General features: G+C 29.9%; 11 protein-coding genes. 4 read left to right on the top strand and 7 right to left on the bottom strand.

Annotation, left to right across the window (positions count from 1 at the left end; translation table 11 throughout):
• Positions 1-29 precede the first annotated feature (29 nt).
• Positions 30-1,799 carry a 1-deoxy-D-xylulose-5-phosphate synthase gene (dxs, locus tag CHB63_RS07605; protein ID WP_089377854.1) on the top strand — a complete coding sequence of 590 codons (1,770 nt, stop codon included), beginning with the start codon at positions 30-32 and terminating at the stop codon, positions 1,797-1,799.
• Between the two features lie 100 nt (positions 1,800-1,899).
• Here dxs and amaB read toward each other — a convergent pair whose 3' ends face one another.
• The 3 genes from amaB to CHB63_RS07590 form a co-directional block, all read right to left on the bottom strand.
• A complete protein-coding gene (gene amaB, locus CHB63_RS07600; protein WP_089377853.1) occupies positions 1,900-3,453 on the bottom strand; it encodes an L-piperidine-6-carboxylate dehydrogenase in 1,554 nt (517 codons plus the stop codon).
• A 128-nt stretch (positions 3,454-3,581) separates the two neighbouring features.
• Complete coding sequence (locus tag CHB63_RS07595; RefSeq protein ID WP_089377852.1) at positions 3,582-4,799, bottom strand: outer membrane beta-barrel protein; 1,218 nt, start codon at positions 4,797-4,799, stop codon at positions 3,582-3,584.
• A 14-nt stretch (positions 4,800-4,813) separates the two neighbouring features.
• Entirely contained in the window at positions 4,814-5,350 is a 537-nt protein-coding gene (locus CHB63_RS07590; protein WP_089377851.1) for an RNA polymerase sigma factor, read from the bottom strand.
• 88 nt (positions 5,351-5,438) lie between these two features.
• Between CHB63_RS07590 and CHB63_RS07585 the strand changes: the two genes are divergently transcribed.
• Positions 5,439-6,419: a LuxE/PaaK family acyltransferase gene (locus CHB63_RS07585; protein ID WP_089377850.1), complete on the top strand. Its 981-nt coding sequence runs from the start codon at positions 5,439-5,441 to the stop codon at positions 6,417-6,419.
• Between the two features lie 155 nt (positions 6,420-6,574).
• Here CHB63_RS07585 and tyrS read toward each other — a convergent pair whose 3' ends face one another.
• Positions 6,575-7,867, bottom strand: a complete 1,293-nt coding sequence (gene tyrS, locus CHB63_RS07580) for a tyrosine--tRNA ligase (RefSeq protein ID WP_089378129.1) — start codon at positions 7,865-7,867, stop codon at positions 6,575-6,577.
• A gap of 77 nt (positions 7,868-7,944) precedes the next feature.
• Between tyrS and CHB63_RS07575 the strand changes: the two genes are divergently transcribed.
• Positions 7,945-8,952 (top strand): SDR family oxidoreductase, encoded by a 1,008-nt coding sequence (locus tag CHB63_RS07575; protein ID WP_089377849.1) that lies wholly within the window; start codon positions 7,945-7,947, stop codon positions 8,950-8,952.
• An 11-nt stretch (positions 8,953-8,963) separates the two neighbouring features.
• Here the strand turns inward: CHB63_RS07575 and CHB63_RS07570 are convergent, their stop codons facing one another.
• The 3 genes from CHB63_RS07570 to CHB63_RS07560 are packed head-to-tail and all read right to left on the bottom strand — an operon-like array spanning position 8,964 to position 11,453.
• The gene (locus CHB63_RS07570) at positions 8,964-9,374 is read right to left on the bottom strand and encodes a DUF4296 domain-containing protein (protein WP_089377848.1); all 411 of its coding nucleotides are present in this window, start codon (positions 9,372-9,374) and stop codon (positions 8,964-8,966) included.
• Entirely contained in the window at positions 9,367-10,716 is a 1,350-nt protein-coding gene (locus CHB63_RS07565) for a dihydroorotase (protein ID WP_089377847.1), read from the bottom strand. Before CHB63_RS07565 ends, CHB63_RS07570 begins: the two co-directional genes overlap by 8 nt.
• A 17-nt stretch (positions 10,717-10,733) precedes the next feature.
• Entirely contained in the window at positions 10,734-11,453 is a 720-nt protein-coding gene (locus tag CHB63_RS07560; RefSeq protein WP_089377846.1) for a polyprenol monophosphomannose synthase, read from the bottom strand.
• 69 nt (positions 11,454-11,522) lie between these two features.
• Here CHB63_RS07560 and CHB63_RS17475 point away from each other — a divergent pair, with 69 nt between their 5' ends.
• On the top strand, positions 11,523-12,185 hold the full coding sequence (locus CHB63_RS17475; protein ID WP_089377845.1) for a DUF4271 domain-containing protein: 663 nt from the start codon (positions 11,523-11,525) through the stop codon (positions 12,183-12,185).
• Positions 12,186-12,190: the final 5 nt, after the last annotated feature.

Below are 12,190 nucleotides of genomic sequence, written 5' to 3'. Positions count from 1 at the left end.
ACAATTTAAATATTGTAGTTTTGTAATGAATGAAAAATAATTTATTAGTACATATTAATAACCCAAAAGATTTACGAAGTCTTTCTAAAAAACAACTTCCACAAGTTGCTAATGAATTACGTGATTTTATTATTGATATTGTTGCAACAAAAGAAGGTCATTTAGGTGCAAGTTTGGGTGTTGTTGAATTAACAATTGCTCTACATTATGTTTTTGATACACCTAACGATTTATTAATTTGGGATGTTGGTCATCAGGCTTACGGACATAAAATTTTAACCGAACGCAGAGCAATTTTTCATACAAACAGACAATTAGGTGGAATTGCTGGGTTTCCAAATAGAAAAGAAAGTATTTATGATGCGTTTGGCACCGGACATTCTTCTACATCTATTTCAGCTGCTTTAGGAATGGCAATTGCTTCAAAAATTAAAGGCGATTTAAAAAAACAACATATTGCCGTTATTGGAGATGCTTCTATTGCAAGTGGAATGGCGTTTGAAGGTTTGAATCATGCCGGAGTAACAGATGCTAATTTACTGATTATTTTAAACGACAATGCTATGGGGATTGATCCAAGTGTTGGTGCTTTAAAAAATTATTTCACCAATGTAAAAGCTGGTAAAAAGGTTAGAAAAAACAATATAATTGAAGCCTTAAATTTTAATTATTCTGGTCCAATAGACGGCCATAATATTGAAGCTGTAATTACCGAATTAGAACGTTTAAAATCTATAAAAGGCCCAAAATTTTTACATGTAATTACAACAAAAGGCAAAGGATTACAAAAAGCTGAACAAGATCAGGTTAAATACCACGCTCCTGGAAAATTTGATAAAACTACAGGTGAATTGGTTCCTAAAAGTGGAGAAATTTTACCTCCTAAATTTCAAGATGTATTTGGAGAAACCATTGTTGAACTGGCTAAAAATAATAAAAAAATAGTTGGTATAACGCCTGCAATGCCTACTGGATCTTCCTTAAAACTAATGATTGATCAATTACCTGAAAGAGCTTTTGATGTTGGAATTGCAGAACAACATGCAGTTACTTTAGCTGCTGGAATGGCAACTCAAGAATTAATTCCGTTTTGTAATATTTATTCTACATTTTTACAACGTGCTTACGATCAAATTATTCACGATGTAGCTTTGCAAAATTTACCTGTAATCTTTTGCATAGATAGAGCTGGTATTGTTGGTGAAGATGGTGCAACGCATCATGGTGTTTTTGATATTGCTTATTTACGCTGTATTCCAAACATAGTAATATTTGCCCCTTTAAATGAAATAGAATTAAGAAACATTATGTACACTGTTCAATTGGGAATTGATTTTCCAATAGCCATTAGATATCCAAGAGGTAGAGGAACAATAATTGATTGGAAACAGCCTTTTTCAACTCTTAAAATTGGGAAAGGAGAATGCATTACTGAAGGTAAAGAAATTGCTATATTGAGTATTGGAACTATTGGAAATACGATAATTGAAACTCAAGAGGAATTGCCAAAAAACAAGTTTGCTCATTACAATATGCGTTTTGTAAAACCTTTAGATACTGCATTACTTCATAAAATATTTGAAAAATTTGACACAATTATTACCATTGAAGATGGAACAATAAAAGGCGGCTTTGGAAGTGCTGTTATAGAATTTTCCACTAAAACTAATTACAAGAATAAAACAATTAAAGTTTTAGGAATTCCAGATGAATTTATTGAACATGGTAAAGTAGAAGAGTTGTTTGAAAATATAGGTTTATCTAAGAAACAATTATTTCAGTTTTTATTAAAGTTGTAATAAATGGAGTTATTTAAAAAGTCAATACCATACATTTTGTCAAACTGAGCTTGTCGAAGTTTATAATATTTCGACAGGCTCAATATGACATAAATTCCCCCTACAAATCAAACTTTATTCCTTGCGCCAAAGGTAATTCGGTTGTATAATTTATAGTATTTGTTTGACGTCTCATGTAAATTTTCCAAGCATCTGAACCAGATTCTCTTCCTCCTCCAGTATCTTTTTCTCCACCAAAGGCTCCTCCAATTTCAGCTCCAGAAGTACCAATATTCACATTTGCAATTCCGCAATCTGATCCTGCCTGAGATAAAAATAATTCAGCTTCCCGTAAATTATTTGTCATAATTGCAGATGATAATCCCTGATTTACACCATTTTGAATTTCAATAGCATTTTCAACACTACCAGAATATTTTAACAAATATAAAATAGGAGCAAAAGTTTCGTGCTGTACAATTTCATATGAGTTTTCCGCTTCTGCAATTGCAGGTTTTACATAACAACCACTTTCATATCCTTCACCACTTAAAACGCCTCCTTTAACAATTAAATTTCCACCTTCCTTTACAACTTTAGCTAAAGCATTTTCATACATTTTTACAGCATCCTTGTCAATTAGAGGTCCAACGTGATTATTTTCATCTAATGGATTTCCAATTCGTAATTGATTATAAGCAGTAACCAGCGCATCTTTTACTTTATCATACATAGATTCGTGTATAATTAACCTACGAGTTGATGTGCAACGTTGTCCTGCAGTTCCAACGGCGCCAAAAACAGCCCCAATAATAGTCATTTTAAGATCCGCATCCGGTGTTACAATTATGGCGTTATTTCCGCCTAATTCTAACAATGATTTTCCTAAACGTGCTCCAACAGTAGCTCCAACAATTTTACCCATTCTAGTAGAGCCTGTTGCTGAGATTAATGGAACTCTTTTATCTGTAGTCATAAATTCACCTACTACATAATTTCCATTAATTATATTTGAAATTCCTTCTGGTAAATAATTATCTTTTAAAACTCCTGCTATAATATTTTGACAAGCGATACTGCACAATGGTGCTTTTTCTGAAGCTTTCCAAATACAAACATCCCCACTAATCCAAGCTAATGCCGTATTCCAAGCCCAAACAGCAACTGGAAAATTAAATGCTGAAATAATTCCAACAATTCCAAGTGGATGATATTGTTCATACATTCTATGTCCCGGACGTTCAGAATGCATTGTTAAGCCGTGTAATTGACGTGATAAACCAACAGCGAAATCACAGATATCAATCATTTCTTGTACTTCTCCCAATCCTTCTTGTAAAGATTTTCCCATTTCATAAGAAACCAACTCACCCAAAGGCTGTTTTAATTCTCTTAATTTATCACCAAACTGTCTTACAATTTCTCCTCGTAGCGGTGCTGGTTTTAATTTCCAACTTTTAAATGCTTTTTGAGCAGTCGCTATTACTTTCTCATAATCTTCTTTAGTTGTTGAAGTTACAGAACCAATTAATTCACCATCAACTGGAGAATAGGATTCAATTATTTCACCATTTCCAAAAAAATTTGAACCTGTAGAAGTGCCTTCATTTATATCTTTTACTCCTAATTTATTAAGTGCTTTTTGTATTGTACTTTTAATTGCTAAAATTTCCATTATAGATTTAATTAAAATTATTGTTAAACAAAGCTACGAATATTATGTGTTAAAAAAAGTAAAGCCATTTCAAATTTGAAATGGCTTTCTTCATTCAATATTTGGTAACCAACCAAATAATAAACCAACTAAAACTTATAATTTAATCCTGTATAAACTCCTAAATAATATGGTTGCACACTACCAGAGTTTTTTGAAAAGGTATTTGTTTGCATTTTAAACATAGGTGAAATATTAATATAAAGATTTTTCTTTATTGAATAATCAACATCAACACCAATATTTCCACTAAAATTTATTGATCTTAAATTGTTTGATGAACCTAAACTTTGAGTAAAAGAGCCCGTCTCAATAAAAACTTCATCTCTATTTAATAGAAGGGTACTAAATCCTCCAACTAAATTTACTCCTAATTTACCATCCGTAACACTATATTTTATTTCAACCGGAATTTCAACATACCCAAAAACTTGATTTAAACTTCCTTTATTTGGATCGTCTAAATTAAGTTCGTTTTGCTTTGCCGTTGGGATATTTTGAGATTTTGATGCAATAGGAATAGTTGATAAATTTGAAAATCCTAAAACTGAAACACCTGGTGTTACATACACATTGTTAGTTTTGTATCCTAAATTTATAAGATTTATACCCGATTGTACGCTAAACTTACTATTAAGTTCGTACGCAAATTTAACCCCATAAGAATATGACGAGTTTCCCGAAGCTCTACTATCTTTAAATTGACTGTCAATCCCAGATCCATCACCTAAAGAATTAATGTAAATTGGGGCAAAAATAGTAGCAACCGTTATTTTTCCATTTGAAACATCCTTATTTACAACTTTCTTATTTTTCTTATTTGATAACGGTAAGTTTAATGCATCTGCTAAAATAGAATTATCCTTTGAATTATTTTTAAATGTAGTCTGCTCTAATAAATCATTTGTATTGTTATCATTCATATCAGAAACAATTCCTTCACTTTCATTACTTAAAACTTTTCTTGTTTCAAGCCTATCATTTAAATCTTTAATTTCTAAATCTTTTTTAGCAATTATTAAATTAATACTATCATTTCTATCAACTACCGTATCGTTATTGCTTTTCAGTTTTAAGAAATTTTTTGAAAAATTATTCTCTGGAATGAGATAAATTGTGCCAATGGTGAAAAGTAAGATTAGCAATGCTGCAACACTTACAAATTTCCACCAAATAGGAAAACGTTTCTTTCTTGAAACAGTCCCTAAATTTTTTTCAATCATATCCCAAGACTTATTGGGAGGAAAAACCTCCAAATCTTTTAAGTTTTCTTGAAATATTCTATCAATACTTTTGTAATCTCTCACTTTAACCTTTTATCTTAAATAGACTGTTGACTCTCTTGATGCAATTCAATCTTTTGCTTTAAAATGCCTCGGGCTCTAGCCAAATTGGATTTAGATGTGCCTTCTGCAATTTTTAACATTTTTGCAATCTCTTTGTGAGAGCATCCGTCTAATACATATAGGTTAAAAACCATTCTGTATCTGTCTGGTAACTCTTGAATAAGATTTAACAAAAAGTCTAAAGAAATTTCATCATCGTCGATGTCAACAATCACCTCATCAGGAATCTCTTCAGTAACAATATTTAACACGGTTTTTTTTCTATACTTTAATAAAATCGTGTTTACCATAACGCGCTTTGCCCAACCTTCAAATGATCCTTTAAAATTAAACTGCCCAATTTTATCGAAAATGGTAATAAATCCATCTTGAAAATTATCTTGAGCCTCTTGTTTATTTTTAGAGTATTTTAAGCATATTGAAAATAACTTACCCGCAAAAAGATGGTAAATTTCTTTCTGTGCTATTCTATCATTCTTTGCACATTGTTTTATGAGCTTATTTAAACCCAACAGCTAGCGTTTTAATTGTTAATAAGATACCTAAAAAGATAATAGGTTGCGTAAATTTACATTACTTTTGCGATGTTTCCCAATCTTTATGAAAAGAATTAATGTTTTTGATATAGATAATATTCCTGATTTTGAGAGAATTGCACTCCAAATATTTCAGTTTCAAGCTAAAAACAATTTGGTTTACAAAGAGTTTTTAAATCTCTTAAATATTGATGTTGAAACCATTATAAAAGTTAGTCAAATTCCCTTTTTACCAATTCAATTTTTTAAATCACACAAAATTGTTTCTTCTGAAAAACCTGTAGAGCGCGTATTTTTAAGCAGTGGTACAACCGGAATTACTCAAAGTAAACATTTTGTAACAGCTATATCTATTTATGAAGAAAGCTTTACAAAAGGGTTTGAGCATTTTTATGGAAACATTGAAGATTGCACTGTTTTGGCATTACTTCCTTCTTATTTAGAGCGTGATGGTTCTTCATTAATTTATATGGCAAATGATTTTATTAAAAAATCTAGAAAGCCGAAAAGTGGATTTTATTTAAATAATTTAGATGAATTAACTAAAAATTTGAGAGAATTAGATAAAAAAGGTGAAAAAGTACTACTTATTGGAGTTTCTTTTGCCTTATTAGATTTGGTTGAAACTTATAGTTTTAAGCTAAAAAATACCATAATAATGGAAACCGGAGGAATGAAAGGAAGAAGGAAAGAACTTATAAGAGAAGAATTACACAAAATTTTATGTAAAGGTTTTGGAGTTTCTGAAATTCATTCTGAATATGGTATGACCGAATTATTAAGTCAGGCATATTCCAAAGGAAATGGAATTTTCGAATGCCCTCCTTGGATGAAAATTTTAACAAGAGATACTGAAGATGCACTTACTATTTTACCTGAAGGAAAATCTGGTGGGATTAATATTATAGATTTAGCAAATATTAATTCTTGCTCTTTTATTGCAACACAAGACTTAGGCAAAACATATCCAAACGGAACGTTTGAAGTTTTAGGAAGATTTGATAATTCTGATATTAGAGGCTGTAATTTGTTGATATTAAAGTAGACGTTTTTAGTTATAGTAAAATGCAGTAAAGCAAAACCGTCATTGCGACTGAAAGGAAGTAATCTGTGTGTTGAACCAACAGACTGCCACGTCGTGAAAAACTCCTCGCAGTGACGTTTTTAGTTTGTAATTTACGGCTAAATATTTAACAACACTTAAACTACTTTCAATAAGAAATAGCTCTTTTTACCTCTTTGTAATAACACAAATTTGCCAGCAATTAAATCATTTGTAGAGACTACAAAATCGTCTTTTACTTTTTCTTTATTTACTGAAATTGAATTTTCTTTTAAAGCTCTTCTAACTTCACCATTCGACTTTAAGAAACCCGTATCTGAAAAAGCTGCAACAATATCCAGTCCATTTTCAATATCTGAGCGTTCTATTTCAGCTTGTGGAACACCCTCAAAAACATCTAAAAATGTTTGCTCATCAAGCGTTTTTAAATCATCTGCAGTAGATTTTCCAAATAAAATATTTGAAGCTTTAATTGCATTTTCATACGCCTCTTCTCCATGTGTCATAATGGTAACTTTTTCTCCAATTTTCTTTTGAAGAATTCTCATATGAGGTGCTTCTTTATGTTGAGCAATCAACGTTTCAATACTTTCTTTATCTAAAAAAGTAAATATTTTAATATACTTTTCAGCATCTTCATCTGAAGAATTTAGCCAATATTGGTAAAATTTATAAGGTGAAGTTCTATTAGCATCTAGCCATACATTTCCACCTGCCGTTTTTCCAAATTTACTTCCATCAGCTTTGGTAATTAGTTTACATGTAATTGCATATGCTTTTCCTTGTGCTTTTCTTCTAACCAACTCGGTTCCTGTAGTAATATTTCCCCACTGATCCGATCCTCCCATTTGAAGAACACAATTTTTTTCTTTGTATAAATGGTAAAAATCATATCCCTGAAATAATTGGTATGTAAATTCAGTAAAACTCATTCCAGCCTGAGAATCAGAACCTAAACGTTTTTTAACAGAATCTTTTGCCATCATATAATTAACGGTGATATGTTTACCTACATCACGTACAAAATCAATTAATGAAATCTCTTTCATCCAATCGTAATTATTAACCAATTCTGCAGCGTTTTCAACAGAACTATCAAAATCTAAATAACGAGCAAGTTGTCCTTTTACTCCAGCAACATTTTTGTTCAATGTTTCTTCATCCAACAAATTACGTTCATCAGACTTTCCTGAAGGATCGCCAACCATACCAGTGGCACCACCAACTAAAGCAATTGGATTGTGACCTGCTTTTTGAAAATGCATTAATATTATAATTGGCACTAAACTTCCAATGTGCAAAGAATCGGCAGTTGGATCAAATCCAATATAACCAGTAGTTTTATTATTCAATAAGTATTCTTCAGTTTCTGGCATTATATCGTGTAACATGCCTCTCCAACGTAGTTCTTCAACAAAATTCATTTTCAGATTTTTAAATTTCAGCAAAGATAAAATTTTAGTTTGTAGAAATTACTTTAAACAAACATTTTTGTTACATTCGTTTTATGATTTTAGTAACTGGGGGAACAGGATTAGTAGGCTCACATTTGTTGTATCAACTTTCTTTGGAAAATGATACAATTAAAGCGATTCATAGAAAAAATAGCGATTTACAAGCGGTAAAAAACGTTTTTAGCTATTTTTCAGAAGATTATGAAGCCCTTTTTAAAAAAATCCAATGGATTGAAGCTGATATTACAGATGTTACTTCGTTGGTTATAGCTTTTAAAAACGTAACTGAAGTGTATCATTCTGCTGCCTTGGTATCTTTTGATCCAAAAGATTACAGAAAAATGCGAAAAATTAATATTGAAGGCACTTCAAATATTGTCAATTTTTGCATAGATAAAAAAGTCAAAAAATTATGCTTTGTTAGCTCCATTGCTACTATAGAAAAATCTGCAAACAAAAAAATGACAGACGAAACTAATGAATGGAATTTAGAAAAAAGCAATTACGGTTATGCAATCACAAAATATGGTGCCGAAATAGAAGTTTGGAGAGCTTCACAAGAAGGTATTGATGTAGTTATTGTAAACCCAGGAGTTATTTTGGGTGGTGGTTTTTGGAAAAATGGTTCGGGCGCTATTTTTTCAAAAATATTTAAAGGATTGAATTTTTATACTGAAGGAGTTACTGGATTTGTTGCTGTAAATGATGTTGTAAAAATAATGATGGTTTTAATGAAAAACACCATTAAAAATGAACGTTATATTTTGGTTGCTGAAAATGTTAGTTTTAAGACTGTCTTTTCTCAAATAGCACTAAATTTCAATAAAAAAGAACCTTCGATTAAAGTCTCAAAATTAATGAGTGAGATTGGTTGGCGAGTGGAAAAAATAAAATCTACACTTACAAATAAGCCTCCAGTTTTAACAAAACATTCAGCCAAATCAATTCATAACAACTACACTTTTTCTTCTGAAAAAATTAAAAAAGCTTTGGATTTTGAATTTGAACCAATTACAAGTTCAATAAAAAATGTGTGTGAATTTTATAAAAAAGATTTGTAAGTAGTTAAAGCCTATTTCCTTATAGGTTTTTTCACTTTTCTATCTGTCTTATTTTTCATCCTTGAAATTGAATCTTCTATTTTTCTTTCATTTTCGAACTGCTCATTTAAATTCTTTAAACGAGACTCAATTTTATCAAGAATTTCATCATAATCATCAACCCTGGAAGTATAATAATAGTTGCTCTCTTTAAAACGAGTAGAATCAATTCCATATTTTTCAAATATCAATGGATAGTAATTAACCTTTCGTTCTAATTGAATGTTTTTAGTAGTCTCAGCATTTATTGCAAGAAATAAATCTGTTAAAACATCAACCATTTGATCTTTTGGAATCAAATTATCTGGCTTTTTTAAAATTGTATTGCTGGTACAATTCATAAAAAAAACAGCTATAAATAGTATGTAAAAAAATTTATTCATTAGTTCTATTAAACAACAATCGTTTCCCTTTTATTGTATCATTAAATTTTCCGTTATTGTATATTAAATTACCATTTACAAAAGTGTGCGTAATTTTTGAATAAAACGTTGTTCCTTCAAAAGGAGACCAACCGCATTTGTATAAAATATTATCCTTTTTAACCGTCCAAGGTGAAGCAATATCAACCAAAACCAAATCGGCATAATATCCTTTTTTAATAAATCCCCTTTTTTCAATATGAAATAATTTTGCCGGGTTATGGCACATTTTTTCAACAATTTTTTCAACTGAAATTTTGCCCTGACTATGTGCTTTAAGCATTGCAGGTATAGCGTGTTGAACTAAAGGTCCTCCACTAGGTGCTTTTGTATAAACTTGTTTCTTTTCTTCGAGAGTATGAGGAGCATGGTCTGTAGCTATAACATCTATTCGATCATCTAGCAAAGCTTTCCAAAGTCCTTCTTTGTCTTGTTCTGTTTTAACTGCTGGGTTCCATTTTATAAGTGTTCCTTTCGTTTTATAATCACGTTCATCAAATAATAAATGATGTACACAAACTTCAGCAGTAATTTGCTTTTTTTCTATTGGTAACTTGTTAGAAAAAAGCTTTGTTTCTTTCTCTGTTGATATATGAAAAACATGCAAACGAGCTCCTGTCTTTTTAGCTAATTCAATTGCTTTTGAAGAAGATAAATAACAAGCTTCTTCACTTCTAATTTTTGGATGAAGTTCGATAGGGATGTCATCACCATATTCTTTTAAATAGGTTTCTAAATTCTTTTTTATGGTAGCCTCATCTTCACAATGTACTGCAATTAACATTTTAGTAGATGAAAATATTTTTTCCAGAACAACTTCATCATCTACTAACATATTTCCTGTTGAAGAACCTAAGAAAAGCTTAATACCTGCAACATTTTTTGGATTAGTTTTTAATAATTCCTCTAAATTATCATTTGTACCACCAAACATAAATGAATAGTTTGCGTAAGATGTTTTAGAAGCTCTCCCAAATTTTTCTTCTAACAATTCTTGAGTAGTTGCTTGAGGCGAAGTATTTGGCATTTCAATAAAGGAAGTAATTCCTCCAGCAACTGCAGCTCTACTTTCCGTTTCAATTGTTGCTTTGTGTGTTAATCCTGGTTCTCTAAAATGAACCTGATCATCTATCGCGCCAGGAATTAAAAACTTCCCTTCAGCATCTATTACTGTAGTATTTGAAGATTTTGAGCTAATTGAAATATCTATATCAACAATAAATTCTCCATCTATTAATACATCTCCCTCAAATATTTGTCCTTCGTTGACAATTTGAGCATTTTTTATAAGTGTTAAACCCATAATTTCTTTTTCATTTGTTATTTAGGAATTCCTTGCAATTTCATTTTAATAACCCCAAAAATTGCTTCGGAAATTATTGATCCACTCATTTTTGATATTCCTCTTTTTCTATCAGTAAAAATAACTGATACTTCTTTATGTTTAAACTTATGTTTCCAAGCTTTAAATTTCATTTCAATTTGAAAAGCATAACCCACAAATTTAATTTTATCTAAATCAATTTTTTCTAACACTTTTCTATGGTAGCATACAAAACCTGCCGTAGTATCAAAAATAGGAATTCGAGTTATAATTCTAACATATTTTGAAGCAAAATAAGATAAAAATAAACGTTTTATATCCCAGTTTACTACATTAATTTTATTGTTTAAATACCTTGACCCTATTGAAAAATCTGCACCATCCTTCTCACAAGCTTCATATAACTTAATCAAATCGTTTGGATTATGTGAAAAATCAGCATCCATTTCAATAATGTATTTATATTTTCTTTCCAAAGCCCATTTAAAACCATGAATATAAGCTGCTCCTAAACCTGTTTTTACTTTTCTTACTTCTAAAAACAAATTTGAAAACTCATGTTGTAAATCCTTTACAATTTTAGCAGTTCCATCTGGTGAGCTGTCATCCACAATTAAAATATCAAATTGCTTTTTTAAACTAAACACCGCTTTTATAATTGCTTCAATGTTTTCTTTTTCATTAAAGGTTGGAATAATTACAAGCGTATTTGACATATAGATTAATTAAGACGCAAAGATAAAACATTTTATTACTAATTTTGTCTTAAAATTTTAACAAGATTAATGTTTGAAGTTGAAAACATAACGTATTTGAAAAATGATTGGATTACCTATGTCTTTTTGGTAATACTTTTAATTTTATCGGTGTTAAAAATTCTGTTCAATGATCGATTAATAAATACAACTACTTTTTTTTTATCAAAAAAAAATGTATTCTCCTATTTTAATAAAGAGAAGCAACTATTTTTTAATCTTTTTCAAGTATTATTTTTTATAGTTCAGTTCTTAACTTTTTCGTTATTATTATATTTTTTAAATGAGTTTTCACAGTTCAATACTGTCTATTCTTCATTAAAGTTATTTTTTATTATCGCTATTAGCGTGATTATTTATTTTTCTTTTCGCTTTTTATTAGGGTTATTTTTAGCCTATATTTTTGATTTAAACTCAGTGCACAAAAAAATTACATTTTCAAAAATTAATTATTTTAACATTTTGACGCTTTGTATATTACCCTTTTTAGTTTTCACAGCTTATTCACAAAATTTGAACGACTTACCCTTAAAAATAACATTTTCTATATTCATCTTTTTATTAATAGTTAGATATACCTTATTTCTAGCAAATAATAAAAAGCTTATAATTAATAACTTATTTTATTTTATTTTGTACCTTTGCGCACTTGAAATAGTACCCTTTGTGATTATTTTAAAATTAATTATTTAAACACA

The organism is Lutibacter flavus, from assembly GCF_900188355.1.
GTDB lineage: Bacteria > Bacteroidota > Bacteroidia > Flavobacteriales > Flavobacteriaceae > Lutibacter > Lutibacter flavus.
Note: the sequence above shows the minus strand (reverse complement) of the source record. Positions and strands in the feature narration are given on the sequence as shown.

What these genes read in the sequence shown, in the direction of transcription:
- dxs (WP_089377854.1), top strand. Translation starts at nt 30, where the DNA reads ATGAAAAATAATTTATTAGTACATATTAATAACCCAAAAGATTTACGA.
- amaB (WP_089377853.1), bottom strand. Translation starts at nt 3,453, where the DNA reads ATGGAAATTTTAGCAATTAAAAGTACAATACAAAAAGCACTTAATAAA.
- CHB63_RS07585 (WP_089377850.1), top strand. Translation starts at nt 5,439, where the DNA reads ATGAAAAGAATTAATGTTTTTGATATAGATAATATTCCTGATTTTGAG.
- CHB63_RS07575 (WP_089377849.1), top strand. Translation starts at nt 7,945, where the DNA reads ATGATTTTAGTAACTGGGGGAACAGGATTAGTAGGCTCACATTTGTTG.
- CHB63_RS07570 (WP_089377848.1), bottom strand. Translation starts at nt 9,374, where the DNA reads ATGAATAAATTTTTTTACATACTATTTATAGCTGTTTTTTTTATGAAT.
- CHB63_RS07565 (WP_089377847.1), bottom strand. Translation starts at nt 10,716, where the DNA reads ATGGGTTTAACACTTATAAAAAATGCTCAAATTGTCAACGAAGGACAA.
- CHB63_RS07560 (WP_089377846.1), bottom strand. Translation starts at nt 11,453, where the DNA reads ATGTCAAATACGCTTGTAATTATTCCAACCTTTAATGAAAAAGAAAAC.
- CHB63_RS17475 (WP_089377845.1), top strand. Translation starts at nt 11,523, where the DNA reads ATGTTTGAAGTTGAAAACATAACGTATTTGAAAAATGATTGGATTACC.